Here is a 17,257-nt window from a genome sequence, read left to right on the forward strand (position 1 = left end):
TTCAACGGTCGTTGACCGCGCCGCCGACGGGCGGATGATCATGACCGTCGGGCGCGTCGTTGGGCGCGGCGGCGGTCTTGTATTCGATGATGCGCGGGCCGGCGCCCAGCCAGCGGCGCGACCAGTATTTGAACTGCCCGATGCAGCCGGGGAAATTCGCCAGCACGCAGAAAAACGCGTAGAGCCCGGCGAATTGCGGATGCTGATGATCACGCCGGCGGCGACGCGCGATGCGCCAAACTTGCAGCGGATACACCAGCAGCACCAGCAGACTCAAACCGTATGTGGGCCAGGCCAGCCCCAGCGCGATCAGCGGGATGCCCGCCCCCCAGAGCCACAGCCGCATCGACGACCGCACGCCGAAGCGATCGGGAGAGCGCCCGTGCATGGCCATGGCCTGCGCGTAGGCGTGCCCGCCGCGCACGGATCGTTTCCACCATTGTCCGAAGCGCGTCATCGCCGCATCGTGCAGCGCCATCTTCGCGTCGATGCGGCGGATGCTCCATCCTTCGCGCCGCAGGCGCAGGCACATCTCCGGCTCCTCGCCGGCGACGACGGACGGGTTGAATCCCCCGACCTGCGCCAACGCGTTCGCGCGCACCATGCAGAGGCCGCCGCACGCGGGAACGAGGCCGATCGGCGTATCCCATTCCATGTCGCAGAGCCGATTGTAGATCGACGCTTCGGGGAATCGTTCGTAGAGCCGGCCGGCCACGGCGGCGATTTGCGGTTCGCTGTCGAGGGCCGCGACGGCGGCGGCGATCCAACCGTCGATAATTTCGCAATCGCCGTCGACGAACTGCACGTAGGTCGTGGCTGGAGCGATCCGCATCAGGCGTGCGACGCCTTCGTTGCGGGCGCGGGCGGCGCTGAAGGGTATCGACATGTCCAATGACACGACTTCGACGCCCAGCGCGCGGGCACTGACGACGCTCGCGTCCGTCGAGCCCGAATCGACGTACACCACGTGCGCAGCGACATCGAGCACCGACTTGAGGCAGCGCACGAGACGCTCGCCTTCATTGCGGCCGATGACGATGATGCCCACGGTGGATGCGGTCGATGCGGTCAGCGTGTTCTCCTTGTCGCGGTGCGGTTCCTCAGCGGGTCGACGTAAGGGGCGTTTGCGTCCACCAGTCCCGCATGAACGTCGAATCGAGGATGCGCTCGACAAGCGCCTGATCCTCGGCGGTGAGCTTGTTGCGCCATTGCGTGGCGATCTTGCCGGAGTCCTCGGCGTCGGCTTCGATGGCCCGGCTCACTTCGTCGGTGAAGGGCAGGTCGAGGCGTGCGAACAAGTGGCGCATCTGGCCGACCGGGTCGGCGACGAGCTGTTCGTACGTGATGCGCGTATACATCGCCGAGTCGCGACCGGCCCGATCGATTTCCTCATTGAGGTAGAGCCAGTACCACAGTTCCGACGTCTGCACGTTCATCGCTTCAATGTCGCCGAAGCGCTCGCCCCAGCAGGGGGCTTCGCGGACGATCTTGTGGAGGCGATCGCGATTGGCCTGATCGACTTCGTCCTTGACGCGGGTCGCCAGATAGCGCGAGGCCCATGAATTGAGGAACCCGCCGGGATGCCGGACGATGTGAATCACCGCGACCTGCGGGCGATGTTTCAAGACGAACGACGCCCAGCCGGGCGGCGAGACGAACTTAAGAATGGGCAGCGCTTCCTTGAAGCGCGAACGGCTGATAATGAACCATGGCGGGAGCCATTCGCCATGACGCAACGATGGAAGCACCTTGCTGAGCACCGCGCGATAGCGCGGCCCGCGCACGAGACGATAGATGCCCAACCGGCGCGCCGGCTCGTAGAGAAATCGCTTGGGGACTTCGATCGGGTTGTCGTGCGAACCCATGTGATCGATCGTCCACGCCACCGCATCGTCCCACTGCGCGTGCATCGCCGGCTGATCGCGATGGAGAATGAACTGGTCCTCGGTAAGCTTGCCCAATGGCGAGCCGGGAATCAGGTCCGGCTCGTCGCGGCAGAACGTCAGCGGACTCTTGTCGAACAAGTTGAGTAGCCAGTTCGAACCCGAGCGGCCCTGTCCGACGATGATGGCGTATTTGCGAAGCTGGGTCATAAATGAAGAGCGCCTCCGGCGGCGGGCCGTCGCGTCGCGCGGGTCTTACGCCTTTTCAAAAGCGGTCCAGAACGCCGTGATATCCGCCACTTCCTGCTCGCGCGAATAGTTTTCAATGATGAACGCGCGGGCCCGGTCCGTTTCGTCGCGGTAGGCGTGAAGATCCTCGCGCAGTCGGGCGAGAATCCGTTCGGTTGTCTTGACGAATTCGAGAATGTTGCCGTCTTCGATCGGGAAACTGAAGGATGGATCGAACAATTCGCGCCCGCCCTGCCCGTGGTACCCGACGACGAGACAGCGGCTGAGCATGGCCTCCATGGGCGGGCGCGGCAGACCTTCGCGGATGCTGAAGCTCAGGAACAGCGCCGATTCGCCCATGATGTCCGCCACCTGCTTTTCGGTCTTGTCCTCGATGGGCACAAGCCCGAAGCCCTCCAGCGCGCCGCGAAGCCGAAGCAGCCCCAGCACCTGAATCACCTCGTCGAGGCGTTTACGCGGCATGTAGCAGACTTGGCGCTTCTTGGGCATGTCCGCCTTGAACATGCTCAGTTCACCCGGACATTTGGCGAAGCGGTGAATCCACAGATTGGGAAACGCGTAGCGGAGATACTCTTCATTGTCGCGCGAGACGGCGATCATGGCGACGATGTTCGGGTGATAGTGCGGCACATCCGTCGGCGGGCCGTCGAGCGTGAACCCGCGCAGCGTGTCGTACCCATTGAGATTCAGGATCACGATGCGTTTGGCCTGATCGATGAGCTTGCGCGTTTCCTGCGACTGGATCGACTGGGCGCCGAAGATTGCGCGGCGGAGAGTCGAACGGAGCGTGGGTTTGCGCATCGGGGAAAACAGTCGGCAGTACGCTTCAGGCAGCAGCAGGACGTCGTCGGACGTCATCTGGACTTCGCTGAACGTGCGAATGGGCGTGGCGTTGTCGAAGAACTTCGTGCGGTGCTCGCGGCGGCCGTGCACGACGAATGCTTTGATACCGATCTCGTTGAGAATGTCGACCTGCCGGTAAATGGTTTTCATCCCGCCCACGGGCTTGTTCGCATCCGGACAGACGACATACACGGTGCCGATCGCACTCATCGCAGATTCCCGACCATTCGCACGTTGCCGCACCCATCCGTCGCGCGGTGCGGCCATTGCATTGAAAGGAAGTTGAGTTTAGATCTGCCCGACGGGACGACCCTGAACTGACGCCCGTCGCGCGGGGACGGCCCGTCGGGCCGGACGGCGCAATGTGGTGACCAATCCCCCCAGCGCCCCGCAGACCACGAAATACGGCGGACCGATCATGGCATTGAACACCGAGTCGAAAGACACCATCATCGCCGTCAGCGCCAGCGCCGTCGCCGGGGCGAACATCGGATGGACGAGGTATTCGAGCGGCAAGCGCCGCGCCAGCAGGATGCCCGGCAGACAGAACACGAGCCACATCATCACCGTCGCGATCCAACCGTTCTTGCTGATGGTGATGATCCAGAGACTGTCGGTGATCCATCGGCCTTTGGTCGTGATCACGACGTTGCGGTTCCATCCGCCCCAGCCGAACCATATCTGCTGCATGATGTGGTCGCGCTGCTGGTTTTCCTGATCGATACGGGTCCCCAAAGAATCGGCGCGATTTTGTGAGAATACTTCGGCAATATCGATCATTTCTGGGGCAATCACGTCAGTCGTCATTCGATCGGCGATGTAGATCATCGGACTGATCAGTACAAGGACCATCACCCATCGTATACGCAGTCGCAGCAGTACGTAAAAGACCATAAAAACGAGCAACAGCAATGTGTAGGCGTTGGATGCGCGACAGAGGACCGTGGTCACCAACAGGGCCCAGAAAGCATATGACATCGGGATGCCCATCACCTGCTTGACCGCACGGCTGCGCCACAGCACCAGGCACACCGACGTCGCGATCGACATCCACAGGCCCAGCGCGATGCCGTGCTGCATGAACACCTTCGGACGATAGCCGCCCAAGCGATGGTCCATCTGCGGCGCCGACTGATGAAACCCGTAGACCCAGTAATGGAGCTGCGGACTCATGCGCACTTCAAAGAGGCAAAACGGCACATAGATCAGACCGCCGATCATGATCGCGATCGCCAGTTCCCGCATGCCGCGCAGATCCGCGAAATACATCCGCCCCAGTATCCAGGGCACCAGCAGATCCATCGACGATCCGAGCACCGCGGACATGCCGTCGTACGGCCCCAGCCCGTTGAACAGCGACGACGCCATGGGAACGCAGCACACGAACAGAATCGGGATGTCGATCCATCGCGGACGCAGATTCAGCACGGTGGAGGTGTCGAAGAGAATGGCTGCAATGAGCGGCACGACGCCGATGACCGTGCTCTTGGAATAGTCGGGCAGACCTTCAAAATGGAAACCCGCGATGGGCAGGAACAGCCATCCGCCGATCATCGAAATCAGCACGGCGCGTCGCGGCGTAAAGAACTGGAACAGCACCAGCGTCAGCGGCAGCCAGCCGTACAATGCGATTGAGACGCTTGCGTTCATGAACACTCGCTTGGCCCGTACGACGTCGTTGAGTGCGACGTCACGGGAAGTTCACGGGCTTGCGCGCCGAATCAGGCAGCGCGAAAAGGCACATCGGTCCGCCGATTCCGCGGGCGGGTGCATTCGGCGTCGTGCCGTCCCCTGATGGGCTATCGGCTCAGACCGTTCGCCGTTGCACTTGCGGGGCGTCAATGCATCCAACGCCGGCAAAATCGTCAAGGCAAATCAGCGCGGGCTCCGCCCCCCTCGGCACCCCGGTACGGGCGTGCCTTCCGGATACAACGCCGCCTGACCGCCGCTTGAGGCGGCCACGACGCAGCCACGGCCAATATTATCAGTAGTCCTGGATCGGCCTACCGTCACCCTGCGTGGTCATTATATCGTAGGTTTGTATGGCCAACATTAGGCCCGCCCGCCGCCCCGGCGACCGCAAAGTCCGTATCGGACCCGCATTGCCGCTTTGTTAATAAGACTGTTCAATCCAGTCCCGACCGTTCGCATCGTGCCTTCCGTCGCCGGCCGTGCGGCATTAAGAATCCCCCCCAACGGACCGATGTTTGAGTGGCTCACGACTTGGCGGCAAGCGAGGGATTTGGACGGCGGATTCAACACGAACGGCATGTGACCCACCGACGGTGCGAATTATGACCCGGACACTTGCCCCAGAGGAATCGCTCTCCAAAGATATCCGGTCGGACCAGAAGCAATTCAGGGATGTTCCGAGCCACGCAATGACTCAAGGACCGGTCGACAACGCCACATCGATGCCTCACGAAGCACCGACGGCGATCAATGAATCCTCACCGGACGTGTCCGCCTCGGACTATCGCCCCACCGTCTCGCTTCGACGCGCCGCCATGAGCGGCACCATCTGGACCATGCTCGGTCAGGTCGGCCGCCAGGGCGTCCGCATCATCAGCAGTCTCGTCCTCACACGACTCCTCTTCCCCGAAGCGTACGGTCTCGTCGCCATCGTCGGGTTCATCATGAGCGGCGTGCAGATGTTCTCCGACACCGGGGTCAACGCCGCCATCATTCAAAACAAACGCGGCGGCACCGACGAATTCATCAACACCGCATGGACCATCCAGGTCGTCCGAAGCTTCTTCCTCTACGCCATCCTCGTCGTCCTCGCCTATCCCATGGCGCTCATCTACGAGCAGCCCCCGCTGACCGTGCTCATCATCGTCGCCGGCGTCAGCACGATCATCGGCGGATTCAGCTCCACCGGCATGCTCCGCCTGCACCGACAAGTCTCCATTCGACCCATCGTCATCCGGGATCTGGTCTCGCAGATGGTCGGCCTGGCGGTCATGATTCCCTGGGCCTACCTGGCGCCGAGCGTCTGGGTGCTCATCGGCGGCGGCATCGCGGCGGCCCTCGCCAACACCGCCATGTCCTTCTGGCTCACCCCCGGGTCCAAACCCCATCTGGCATGGGACAAGTCCGTCGCGCGCGAAATCTTCCTCTTCGGAAGATGGCTTTTCATCAGCACCGGCGTGACCTTCCTCTTCCAGCGCGGCGACGCCATGGTCCTCGGCAAACTCGTCGACCCCGCCATGCTTGGCATCTACACCGTCGCCGTCACCTGGTCGCGCGGCGTGCTCGAACTCATCAACAAACTCGGCAACCAGGTCCTCTTCCCGCTCTACTCCCACCTCGCCAATCACTCGCGCGACCGCCTGCGCAGTCAGGTCTTCAAGGCCCGCCTCGTCATCCTCGCCGTCGCCCTCCCCGTCACCTGGTTCTTCGTCCTCTTCGGCGATCACTTCATCAGCTTCATGTACGACGAACGCTACCACGAAGCGGGATGGATCCTGCGCATTCTCGCCGTCGGCGTCGGCGGGCAGATCATCGTCTTCACCGGCGCCAATGTCATTCTCTCCGTCGGCGACTCGTTCCGACAGATGGTCTACCAGCTTGTCTGCGGAACCTGTCTCATCGGCGGCATGCTTCTGGGCTACCACTTCGACGACTTGCAGGGCTTCGTCATCAGTCTGGCGCTGATTCCGATCGTGCAGTATGTGTGCATGGCGTGGGCGGTGAACAAGCACGGCGTGTGGCTGCCGCTTCTGGACCTGCCGGCGTTCGCGCTGACGTTCCTGGTGGCGGGGCTCGGCTGGTGGCTCATGCCGTCGTGAACCGACGCGCCGCGGAACAGGGATGAATCATGCGCGACTGCGACCTCAATCTTCAGATGATGCTCCGTCCGACCGCCGGGCTGCGGTATGATTCATCGTGCCCGCATCACATCCGCCGGCGACACACATGAGCGCGATCAGGGACATGCCGACGCGCCGGGAGCCGCGCTTCAAAACGCGCGTGCTGCACCGGCTTGAAGCGATGCTTCATTACGCCGGTTTGCCGGGCGTGTACTGCAAAGCGCGCGGCCTGCGTGGGGCGATCATCCTCATGTACCACAGCGTCGCCGCCGAAGCGCATGCCCGCTTCATCGATCCGCGCGTCCGCATGACCCCCGACGCGTTCGAGCGGCAGATGCGCTTTCTCGCCGGGCATCGACACGTCATCCGCCTCACCGACCTCGTCGAACTGCTTCAGCGCGGCGACGAACCGCCCGTCGGCACGGTGGTCCTCACCTTCGACGACGGCTACATCGACAACCTCGACGTCGCCGCCCCGATCCTCGCGCAATACAACCTGCCCGCCACGCTGTTCCTCCCGACCCGCTACATCGACGACGCACGGACGCAGTGGGTCGACGAGCTTTACTCGATCTTCCGCTACCGCCGGCGCAACGAGCTTCGCCTCGCGCCCGGTGATGCGGCGACGCTCGATCTGAGCGCGCCCGAACAGCGGATTGACGCCTATGAAAAACTCTGCGAGGCGCTGATTCGCGCGGATCGCCCGCAGCGGGAGGAACAATTGTCATTCCTCGCTGATCAGCTTGACCCAGGCGAAAAGCCGCCGACGATGACGCTCGACTGGACTGGCGTGCGGCGCCTGCTTGAAGTTCATCCCGGCTTCGAAATCGGCGCCCACACGCTCGATCACCTGGACCTGTCCACGCACACCGGCGAGCGCGCCATGGCGGAATTGACGCAGAGCGCCCGGAAAATCGAGGCGGAGTTGGATCAGCCGGTGCGGCATTTTTCGTTCCCCTACGGGCGATGCGTGCCCGAGACGCGCGCGGCGGCGATCGAGGCGGGGTTCGCGTCGGCGGTGGCGGCGGGGAACGCTTTTCTGATCGACCGGCATACCGACCGATACACCATGGCGCGGATCGATCCGACGCAACTGCTCGAACTGTTCGGCCTGTTCACCAGCGGCGCCTACCCCGGCCTGCCGCGCGCCCTGTTTGGAAGAGCATGAGCACACCACGCACCACCGCTGTCATCGTCACCTACAACTCCCGCCAGACGATCGGCCGGGCGCTGGACGAACTGCGCCGCGCCCACGAAGCGGGCGTCATGAACGTCGTCGTCGTTGACAACGCCTCCGCCGACGGCACGGCCGCGCTCGTCCGCGAGCAGTATCCCTTCGTGACGGTCGTCGACAGCGGCGGGAATCTCGGGTTCGCCCGCGGATGCAATCTGGGCTTCGAGTCCGTGACGACGCCGTATTTCATGCTTGTCAATCCCGATGCCGTCGTGCCGACCGAAGCGGTGCGGACGCTCGAAGCGTTCATGGACGCTCACCCCGCCGCGGGCCTGTGCGCCCCGTCGATCGAAGAAGCCGACGGCTCGCTTCAGCACGCCGGTTCGCTGCCCACGCCCTGGCGCATCGTTCGCGCGGCCGCCGGCGGGCGAGCGGCCCATCCGGGGCGGCGGATCATCGAGCCCGACGCCCCGCCCTTTCAGACCGATTGGCTTTGCGGCGCCCTCTTGATGATTCGCTCCGCCACTTTCAAACAGATCAATGGGTTTGACCCGCGGTACTTCCTTTATTTTGACGAAACAGACCTGTGCCGCCGGGCCGCGGCGGCGGGTGCGGAGCTTTGGGCGGTCGGCGAAGCCAGGGCCCGTCACATCGGCGGGCACAGCGCCAAGGAAAGCGACAAGGCGCTATTCTCGAATTGCATTATGGAGTACTACTTCCAGAGCCGATTCTACTATATGTGTAAATTCCACGGTTACGCCGCCGCCGCGATGGCCGAACTGGGCGAAGTCGCCCTCTTGTGGCTGCGGTCGGCGGCGCGCCGGTGCATGGGTCGGCCGGACAGCGGGTTTCGCCAGCGATGGGCCGGTCCGATCCTGAAGCTGCCCAAACCGGTGTCGGAGACGCCATGAAGACGCGGGTGATCAAGGCCAGTGAGTTGAGTAGCGACCTGATCGAGCGTTGGCGCGCCATTCAGCAGACCGACCCGACGCTCGCCAGTCCGTACTTTCTGCCGCAGTACACGCAGGCCGTCGGCTCCGTGCGCGATGACATTTACGTCGGCGTCATCGAAGACGGATCGAAAGTCGTCGGGTTCTTCCCGTTCCAGAAAGAGAACGGCGAGGCGCATCCGGTGGGCGGGCGACTGTGCGACTTTCAGGGCCTGATTCTCGAAGCGAACGTCGCGCTCGATCTGCCGCAGATGCTGCGCGCGTGCGGCGTGGTGATGTGGGAGTTCGATCATGTGCTCGCGTCGCAGAAGATTTGCGAGCCGTATTTCAAGAACGTCGCCGACTCGCCGCGCATGGATCTGCACGATGGATTCGAAGCGTATGCGCAGCAGCGCCGCGACGCCGGGTCCAAGCAGATCAACAAGACCGGCACGCTCCGCCGCAAACTCGAACGTGAAGTCGGCGAGCTGCGCTACGACGGGCAGTGCGCCGACAAGCAGGTGCTCGCGAAGGTCATCGAATGGAAGCGGCAGCAGTGTCAGGCGACCGGCTCCGCCGACTTCTTCGGACTGGACTGGACCGTCAAGCTCGTCGATCAGCTTCACGACACGCGCACCGAGGAATTCGGCGGCATCCTCTCGGCGCTCTGGGTCAACGATCAGCTCATCGCGGCGCACATGGGCATGTACTCGCGCACGATCTGGCACTACTGGTTCCCCGGCTACGAGGAGTCGTATTCGAAGTTCTCGCCGGGGCTGATTCTGCTGTTCAAGATGGCGGAGGAAGCGCCGTCGCGCGGATTGGTCGCGATCGACCTGGGCAAGGGCGATGACTTTTACAAGAGCCGGGTGATGAGCAGCGCGATCGGCGTGGCGGACGGCCGCGTGGCGCTGCCTTCGCTCAAGACCGGTTGGCGCGTCGCCAGCGAGCGACTGACCGAATGGGCGCGACACAGCCCGATCGCCGCCCCGGCCCGGCAGCTTCGCCGCTACCTCAAGCCGCGGCGCTCCGACTCGTAACCCGCCGGCGGATTAGCCGCCGTTGAGCCATACGTCGTCGAAGCTGTCCAACTCGCTGTACTTAGTGATGGGCGTCAGCGCGCCGAGCGAGTCACGATCGTCCCGTCCCATGTAGATGCCATCGGGTCCCGGCGCGAGCAGCAGGTACTTGCCCTTGATGACGTCCTGCGTCGCCGGGCTCGAAGCGGGATTGTTCGCCGCATCGGGGCTCGTGTTGTTGGACGCCACGATGCTCAGGCGCGGATCGGTCACGAGCCACGAAAGTGTCCGCGCGCTCATGTCCGTCGTCTGACTGGCGTCCGAACGATTGAGTAGACTTGAGGTCGTTTGATTCCGCACCGTGCCTTCCGGATGCTTCAGCGCGGTGCAGCGGGTGTACATTTCGTTGTTGGCCGTGCCGTAGTACCCCTGCTTGACGCCGTTTGATGTTACTGAGGCCGTACCGGTCACCGGGTCCGCGGAAAGCGGGTCGCACTGCTGATACACCACCGGGTAATTGGCTGCGTCGATCGCGCGGTAGTAAAGCAGCGGCATGTTCGAAATCGGGTCAATCAATTCAGGAATGCTGTCGCCCAGGTTCGGATATCCGTTGAAGTTCACGCCCTGAATCTTCGCCAGCTCGTTGGGCTTGGCGGAGTAGAACGGCGCGTACACCTCGCCGGAAGCCGAGCGCGGCCCCTGTCCGATGTTGGGAACGTAAATGGCGTACGTACCGCTCGAGAACCGCAGACCCAGATAGTTGTGCCGGATCGTATCGGGCCCGGTCGGATACAGCGTACTGGTGTAATCGTTGACGATACCGCCCATCAGACTCAGCGTCAGGTTCTCCGTATCCGTCATGCAAAGCAGATATCGCGGTGACTGCGTTTCGTAAAACTGACTGAAGAACCCCGGATACGCGCCCAGCGCGAGCTGGTAGCTTTCGCAGGCCTGCGAGATGCCGCGGAGCTGCATCTGGCTCGCCGTCTTGCGCGCCCGGGCGCGGGCCGCGCTCAGCGCCGGCAGAAGAATCCCCACCAGCATCAGGATGATGATGATGACCACAAGCAATTCGACCAGCGTAAAACCAGCGAACCCGCCACGACGAGCGCTCTTGCTGAACGGCATAGACGCCTCCTGCATCGGAGAAGAGAAGGGAATCCCTCAATTGTCGCAGCCCGCGTTCCCACACACGAGCTATCGTTAGTGTAGTGCCCGCATAAAGATCAGTCAATCACAATCGCGGTGCGCCACGTCCGCCCACGGCATCGCAAGGCGCGCAAAGCGATCTTCAATTTTTCATTGCTGGTGCCGCACCTAACTGCTATGATCCCCTGTTTCATGCACTTAGAGGGTTTGCCATGCACAGGTTGACGGTGCTGACGGTGTTGCTGCTGGGCGTCGGGGCGGCGCGCGGAGCGGATGCGGACAAGCCGCAGGCGGTCTTCGATGAGCTTTACGGCCCGCGCCTCAAGCAGGCGCTGTCGACGACGGACTTCGCCGACGATCTGGAACTGGCGCAGGAGTTGATCGCCAGCGCCGGGTCGGTCAACGGTTCGCCCGGCCTGACCGCGATCATGTACGACAAGGCCTACACGCTGGCGAGCCGGTCCCCCGCCGGTTACGACGCGGCGGCGAGCGCATTGGAGAAACTCGCCGAGCAGCAGCCCGACCGCAAAGCCGACTGCTACGACAAGCTCATCAATCTTCGCCAGCGCCAGTATTCGCAGGCGCGCGGCGACGAACGCAAGGCGGCGGGCGAAGCGCTCGTCAGCGCCCTGGTCAGCATGGCGGACGGACAGGAGAAGGAAGAGAATCTGGACGCGGCCAGCTCATCGCTGCGTCGCGCCTCGGCCGTGGCCTCGGCGATCGGATCGGCGCAGGCGGACGCGCTCAAATCGCATCTGCTTTCGCTCGCGCAGCGGCAGCGCACCCTCGCCCAGATCGCGCAGCTCAAGGACAAGCTCAAGGACGGCCCGAACGAGGCGCTGGCCAAAGACCTCATCACCTTGTGCATCGTCGATCTGGACGATCCGCAGGAAGCGCGCAAGTACACGTTCCTGACGCAGGACGCGGCGCTGAAGGACGCGGTCGCCATGGCGGGCAAACCCGTCGACGCCATCGAGACGGACCAGATGCTCACCATGGGCGACTGGTATCGCGATCTGGCGAAGGCGGCGGCGCCGTCGTCGCAGGCGCCGATGCTGCGTCATGCGGTGGCGTATTACCAGCAGTTTCTGAAAGTGCACACCGCGCAGGACATTCAGACGAGCCGGGCCACGCTCGCGCTTGGCGCGGCGACCAAAGCGCTGGAGCAGGCGACGGCGACCCCCGGCGGCGACAACTCCGGGCCGGCTTCGACGATCGACATGCTCACGCTCGTCGATCCCAATCGCCATGCCCTGCTCGGTCAATGGAGCAAAGATGGCAAGGTGCTCATGAGCAAGACCGCCGGCCAGGCCGTGCTCCGCATCCCCGTGCAGCCGCGCGGCGACTACCGCGTCGATTGGGAAGTACAGCCGGCGGATAATCCGGCGTTCGGACTGATGATGCCCGTCGGGGACACGGCGGTGATCCTGTTCATGAATCGCAAGGGCGAACGGGCGGGACTGGACCTGATCGCCAACGAAGGATGGGAACGCAACAAGACCTTCGGCTTCCGCCAGGTTCCCAATCGCGATCAACCGCTTCACATCAGCGTGCAGGTCCGTATCTCCGGCAAGAACGTCACGATCGAGTCGACCATCAATGGCCAGCCGTTCGTCCAATGGGCCGGTCCAGTCGACGCCCTGTCCTTACCGCCGGTCTGGAAGGCCGAGGCCCCGATCACTTTCCGCCTGATCACCAACGGCACGCAGATCGCCGTCTCGACGCTCAAGCTGACCATGATCCACGGCAGCGCCCGCAAGTTCGATTGATGCAGTCCGTGCGGACAGGCGTGCGCCATGACAGATTCGACCGCCCCGGTCGGACCAATTCCATTTTTATCTTGCAATTCCGGCCAAAGTTCCGATAATTGCCCGGATTCCGCGCCGCTGGCCGCAATGGGATGGGCGACAGAGTCGCCTGTTATCACGAGAGGTTTGCGATGTTTTCGCGAGGGGTTTTGGGTCGGGCTGTTTTCACGGCACTGGGGTTGTCATTCGTGCTGACCCCGCCGGTGCATGCGGTGTCGTATCTGGATTTCACCGGGTTCACGGATCTGAAGGCCCTGCTCGGGCCCGCGACGCCCAACGGCGCCGGCGTCAAAGTCGCGCAGGTCGAAGCCCCCGTCTCCAGCGGCGCTTACGCCCCCTACGATCCCGCCTCCGTCCCCGCCGCCTTCACCGGCAAGACGCTCACGCTCAAGGACGGCTCCGCCGGCGTCTCCAGCCACGCCGCCAACGTCGCGTCGATCTTCTACGGCAACGGCAGCGCCGTCGCCTCCGGCATCACCCTCATCGACGCCTTCAACGCCAACAACTGGCTCGACGCGTCATTCCTCCGCACCTCCTTCGGCCTCAAACCCCTGACCACCGACGCCCGCATCGCCAACCATAGTTGGGTCGGCGGCTCCGGCGCTTCCGCCGACACCCTCGCCGCCGTGCTCAGCCGCGTCGACTGGATCGTGCAGGTCGACGACTACATCCAGGTCGCCGGCATGAACAACGGCGGCGCACAGGCCGACCTCCTCGCCGACTCCTACAACGCGATCCTCGTCGGATGCACCAACGCCAGTCACGCCGCCGGCACCACGGCCGTCAACAGCTTCTACACCGCCGGCCGCACGCGCCCCGACCTCGTCGGCCCCAGCAGCGCGACCAGCTTCGCGACGCCGATGGTCTCCTCCACCGCCGCGATGCTCGTGGGCATGGCGCACGACAATCCCTCGCTGTCGCAGAGCCGTTTTCACCGCAATCGCCTCAACGCCGTGATCTACGACGGCGAGACGTCGGAAGTGGTCAAAGCGGTTTTGATGGCCGGTGCGGATCGGCGCACGTTCAACAAGGTCTACGATGGCAACACCGCCGACATCACCGCTTATCGCGACACCACGGCGCATCAGACGACCAACGGTCTGGATTCGCGGTACGGCGCGGGGCAGGTCGACGCGTTTCACAGCTACATGATCGAAGCCGCCGGCGAAAAAGACAGCACGCAGGACGGCGGCACGGGCGTCATGGGCGCCTATGGATGGGACTACGACAACGCCTTCGGCGGCGCGTCGGGCGCCAACAGCGTCGCCACCTACACCTTCACCACCAAACCCGGGCAGAACCTGCTGACGACGACGCTGGTCTGGAACGCCATGATCGCCGGTGGGTCCGGCATCGCCTTCAACACCACCGGCACGCTCTATCACATGGACCTGGCGGTGTATGACCTGACCAACCTCAACACGCCGATCGTCTTCTCCGCTTCCGACCTCGACAACACGCAGAACATTCAGACGCGCCTCGCCAACAACCACACCTATCAGCTTCGCGTCACCGCCGACACCTCCGGCGGAAACTTCAACTGGGACTACGGGCTGGCCTGGCGCCTCGTGCCCGATTACGGCGACTTCGATCACGACGGCGATATCGACGCGGCCGACGTCGACCTGATGGGTAAAAAGCTCGGCACCACCAGCAAGGCCTTCGACCTGAACAACGATGGCCTCGTGAACAGTTCCGACTTCGATTTCATGATCAGCAACGTCGTCGGCACGCTGCGGGGCGACGCGAATTTCGACGGCGTGGTCGATGTCAGCGATCTGGTCGTCCTCGCAGGCAACTTCGGCCTGAACGGCGGATGGGCGAACGGCGACTTCAACGGCGACGGCAAAGTCGATATCGGCGACCTGGTCGTGCTCGCACAGAATTTCGATCTGTCGGAAGTCCCGCCGGATCAGTTGCTCATCAACTTCCCGTCGTTGAGCGTCTCATCCGACTTCACCGCTTCGCTCGATCAGGTGCTTTTGCAATCCGCCCCGGAACCCTCCGCTGCGACCGTGCTGCTGATCGCCCTGGCCGGTCTGCCGATTCGTCGCATCAGGCGGTGCTATCGGCGCGGGTGAAATGCTCGCGATACCACGCCACCGTCTGCGCCAATCCCGCTTCAAAATCGACAATCGGCTCGTAACCGAGCACACGCTTCGCCTTGCCGATGTCCGCCTGCGATTCGGCGACGTCGCCCTTGCGCCCCGGCTTGTACGTCGGCATCGCATCGCCGAGCCCGTAAAGCTCCGCCATCTTTTCGTGCAGCAGGTTCACGCTGATGCGCGTGCCGCAGGCGACATTGAACACTTCGCCCAAGAGCGGCTTGTCATGACGCGCCGCCAGCAGATTCGCATGCACCGCGTTGGCGACATGCGTGAAGTCCCGGCTTTGTTCGCCGTCGCCGAAGATCAGGCCGCGCTGTCCGTGGTGCATCGCCTTGGCGAAGGCGGCGATGACGGCGGCGTACGCCGAGTTGGGGTTCTGCCGCGGGCCGAAGATGTTGAAATAGCGCGTCACCGCCGTGTCGAGCCCGTAGCTGTGGGCCCATGCCCGCATCGAATGTTCGCCGGCGAGTTTCGTCGCCGCATACGGACTGCGCGGCAAGGGCGGCTGCGTCTCGACCTTGAGCCCGACCGTCGGCGGATCGCCGTACGCGCTGGACGAACCGGCGAAGATCACGCGTGTCGCCCCCGCTTCCTTCGCCGCCTTGAGCACGTTGACCGTCCCCAGCACGTTGACGTTGTAATACAAATCCGGCTGCTCGACGCTGCGCGGCACCGACCCCAGCGCCGCTTCGTGAAACACGTACCGGCACCCCGCCGTCGCCTTCGCCAGCGCCGCCGGATCGAGGATCGAAGCCGTGTGCTTCTCGACAGTCGCGTCGAATCCGTCGAGGTTGGACCATTGCCCGTTGGATAGATCATCCAGCGCCGCCACCGTCGCGCCCAGCTCGACAAGCGCCGCCGTCAGATGCGAACCGATGAACCCCGCCGCGCCCGTCACCAGCACGCGATGACCCTTGAATGCACTGCCATGCAGCGAAGCCCAATCCATAACTTCTCCAACCCGTTTAGCGAGGCCGCTCGCGGCCTGTTCTGTATTCATGCCGAAACAATATGCTCGCGTCGACCGGTGACTTTCCGCATCGCCCCGCGCGTGTCGACGACAAGCTTCGCATGATCCGCCACCATCTGATAGTCGTACGCCGCGTGATTCGTGGCGATCAGCACGCAGTCGTAACCGCCGAGCGATTTCGCATTGAGCGCCACGCTTTCCATCCCCAGATCATGCTCGCGCATCTTGTGCGTCCGCGGCACGTGCGGATCGTTGTAATCGACCGCCGCCCCCAGCCCGATCAGCTTCTCGATCAACTCGAATGCCGGCGACTCGCGCACATCGTCCACATCCGGCTTGTACGCCAGCCCCATCACCAGAATCTTCGACCCCTTGACGCTCTTGCCCTGCTCGTTGAGCGCGAGAATCGTCCGCTGCACGACGTAGTCGGGCATCGCATGATTCACCTCGCCCGCCAGTTCGATGAACCGCGTCGGCAGCCCCACTTCGTGCGCCTTCCATGTCAGATAAAACGGATCGATCGGAATGCAGTGCCCGCCGAGCCCCGGCCCGGGGTAAAACGCCTGAAACCCGAACGGCTTGGTCGAAGCGGCGTCGATCACTTCCCAGATGTCGATGTCCATCGCCGTCAGCACGCGCTTCAGCTCATTGACCAGCGCGATGTTCACGGCACGATAGATGTTTTCGAGCAGCTTCGCCGCCTCCGCCACTTCGGCGTTCGACACGGGGATCACCTTCTGAATCGCGCAGCGGTAGAGTTCGACCGCGATGTCCCCGCTGATCGTGTCGATGCCGCCGACGAGTTTGGGGATCGTCTGCGTGTGATGATCCTTGCGGCCCGGGTCCTCGCGCTCCGGCGAGAACGCCAGGTAAAAATCCTTCCCGCACGTCATGCCCCGCGCCTCAAAGCGCGGCAGCATGATCTCGCGCGTCGTCCGCGGATACGTCGTCGATTCGAGCACGACGAGCTGACCGGGCCGCAGCGTTCTGGCGATGGCGTCCGCGGTGTTCTCGACGTAGCTCAGATCGGGTTCGAGATGCTTGCCCAGCGGCGTCGGCACGCAGACGATGACCGCGTCGGCCTCGCCCAGCCGGGCGAAATCCGCGGTGGCCTCGAAGCGCTTCGTCTGGACCATCTCGCGCACGATGCCCTCGCCCAGATGCCTGAGGTAATTGCGACCGGCGTTGAGCGCGTCGATCTTCGCCGGGTCGACGTCAAAGCCCATCGTGGGAAACCCGGCGAGCGAAAACGCCCGGCACAGCGGCAGGCCGACGTAGCCCATGCCGACGATCGCCACGACGGCCGAACGATC

12 protein-coding genes and 1 pseudogene are annotated in these 17,257 nt (G+C 63.5%); 5 read left to right on the plus strand and 8 right to left on the minus strand.

The annotated features are described in order from the left end of the window. Nucleotide 1: 1 nt before the first annotated feature. The 4 genes from GC162_01450 to GC162_01465 form a co-directional block, all read right to left on the minus strand. On the minus strand, nt 2-1,048 hold the full coding sequence (locus GC162_01450; protein MBI1367299.1) for a glycosyltransferase: 1,047 nt from the start codon (nt 1,046-1,048) through the stop codon (nt 2-4). Nucleotides 1,049-1,100: 52 nt separating this feature from the next. After that, nucleotides 1,101-2,093, minus strand: a complete 993-nt coding sequence (locus tag GC162_01455) for a sulfotransferase (GenBank protein MBI1367300.1) — start codon at nt 2,091-2,093, stop codon at nt 1,101-1,103. A gap of 45 nt (nt 2,094-2,138) precedes the next feature. Further along, nucleotides 2,139-3,185 carry a hypothetical protein gene (locus GC162_01460; GenBank protein ID MBI1367301.1) on the minus strand — a complete coding sequence of 349 codons (1,047 nt, stop codon included), beginning with the start codon at nt 3,183-3,185 and terminating at the stop codon, nt 2,139-2,141. Between the two features lie 78 nt (nt 3,186-3,263). Beyond that, entirely contained in the window at nt 3,264-4,625 is a 1,362-nt protein-coding gene (locus GC162_01465; protein ID MBI1367302.1) for an O-antigen ligase domain-containing protein, read from the minus strand. Between the two features lie 644 nt (nt 4,626-5,269). Here GC162_01465 and GC162_01470 point away from each other — a divergent pair. The 4 genes from GC162_01470 (at nt 5,270) to GC162_01485 (ending at nt 9,930) form a co-directional block, all read left to right on the plus strand. Then, nucleotides 5,270-6,766 carry an oligosaccharide flippase family protein gene (locus GC162_01470; GenBank protein MBI1367303.1) on the plus strand — a complete coding sequence of 499 codons (1,497 nt, stop codon included), beginning with the start codon at nt 5,270-5,272 and terminating at the stop codon, nt 6,764-6,766. A 127-nt stretch (nt 6,767-6,893) separates the two neighbouring features. Continuing rightward, nucleotides 6,894-7,955, plus strand: coding sequence for a polysaccharide deacetylase family protein (locus GC162_01475; protein ID MBI1367304.1), 1,062 nt, complete (start codon nt 6,894-6,896; stop codon nt 7,953-7,955). Then, entirely contained in the window at nt 7,754-8,872 is a 1,119-nt protein-coding gene (locus GC162_01480; protein ID MBI1367305.1) for a glycosyltransferase, read from the plus strand. The genes GC162_01475 and GC162_01480 overlap by 202 nt, the downstream gene beginning before the upstream one ends. Beyond that, nucleotides 8,821-9,930 carry a GNAT family N-acetyltransferase gene (locus tag GC162_01485; GenBank protein MBI1367306.1) on the plus strand — a complete coding sequence of 370 codons (1,110 nt, stop codon included), beginning with the start codon at nt 8,821-8,823 and terminating at the stop codon, nt 9,928-9,930. Before GC162_01480 ends, GC162_01485 begins: the two co-directional genes overlap by 52 nt. Nucleotides 9,931-9,942: 12 nt before the next feature. Here the strand turns inward: GC162_01485 and GC162_01490 are convergent, their stop codons facing one another. Both GC162_01490 and GC162_01495 read right to left on the minus strand, forming a co-directional pair. Beyond that, nucleotides 9,943-11,052, minus strand: a complete 1,110-nt coding sequence (locus tag GC162_01490; GenBank protein MBI1367307.1) for a prepilin-type N-terminal cleavage/methylation domain-containing protein — start codon at nt 11,050-11,052, stop codon at nt 9,943-9,945. Nucleotides 11,053-11,913: 861 nt separating this feature from the next. Beyond that, nucleotides 11,914-12,003, minus strand: a pseudogene (locus GC162_01495) (thiopurine S-methyltransferase). A gap of 1,051 nt (nt 12,004-13,054) precedes the next feature. On the opposite strand from GC162_01495, the gene GC162_01500 reads away from it, so the two are divergent. After that, the gene (locus tag GC162_01500; protein ID MBI1367308.1) at nt 13,055-14,947 is read left to right on the plus strand and encodes a hypothetical protein; all 1,893 of its coding nucleotides are present in this window, start codon (nt 13,055-13,057) and stop codon (nt 14,945-14,947) included. Here GC162_01500 and GC162_01505 read toward each other — a convergent pair. Further along, nucleotides 14,922-15,923, minus strand: coding sequence for an NAD-dependent epimerase/dehydratase family protein (locus tag GC162_01505; GenBank protein MBI1367309.1), 1,002 nt, complete (start codon nt 15,921-15,923; stop codon nt 14,922-14,924). The genes GC162_01500 and GC162_01505 overlap by 26 nt on opposite strands. 47 nt (nt 15,924-15,970) lie before the next feature. After that, nucleotides 15,971-17,227, minus strand: a complete 1,257-nt coding sequence (locus tag GC162_01510) for a nucleotide sugar dehydrogenase (GenBank protein ID MBI1367310.1) — start codon at nt 17,225-17,227, stop codon at nt 15,971-15,973. Nucleotides 17,228-17,257: the final 30 nt, after the last annotated feature.

This window comes from Planctomycetota bacterium (genome assembly GCA_016125255.1).
GTDB lineage: Bacteria > Planctomycetota > Phycisphaerae > Phycisphaerales > Zrk34 > RI-421.

Excerpts from the sequence above, each read along its gene's own strand:
- GC162_01455 (MBI1367300.1), bottom strand. The coding sequence starts at position 2,093 with ATGACCCAGCTTCGCAAATACGCCATCATCGTCGGACAGGGCCGCTCG.
- GC162_01460 (MBI1367301.1), bottom strand. The coding sequence starts at position 3,185 with ATGAGTGCGATCGGCACCGTGTATGTCGTCTGTCCGGATGCGAACAAG.
- GC162_01465 (MBI1367302.1), bottom strand. The coding sequence starts at position 4,625 with ATGAACGCAAGCGTCTCAATCGCATTGTACGGCTGGCTGCCGCTGACG.
- GC162_01470 (MBI1367303.1), top strand. The coding sequence starts at position 5,270 with ATGACCCGGACACTTGCCCCAGAGGAATCGCTCTCCAAAGATATCCGG.
- GC162_01475 (MBI1367304.1), top strand. The coding sequence starts at position 6,894 with ATGAGCGCGATCAGGGACATGCCGACGCGCCGGGAGCCGCGCTTCAAA.
- GC162_01480 (MBI1367305.1), top strand. The coding sequence starts at position 7,754 with ATGCGTGCCCGAGACGCGCGCGGCGGCGATCGAGGCGGGGTTCGCGTC.
- GC162_01485 (MBI1367306.1), top strand. The coding sequence starts at position 8,821 with ATGGGCCGGTCCGATCCTGAAGCTGCCCAAACCGGTGTCGGAGACGCC.
- GC162_01490 (MBI1367307.1), bottom strand. The coding sequence starts at position 11,052 with ATGCAGGAGGCGTCTATGCCGTTCAGCAAGAGCGCTCGTCGTGGCGGG.
- GC162_01505 (MBI1367309.1), bottom strand. The coding sequence starts at position 15,923 with ATGGATTGGGCTTCGCTGCATGGCAGTGCATTCAAGGGTCATCGCGTG.
- GC162_01510 (MBI1367310.1), bottom strand. The coding sequence starts at position 17,227 with ATGGGCTACGTCGGCCTGCCGCTGTGCCGGGCGTTTTCGCTCGCCGGG.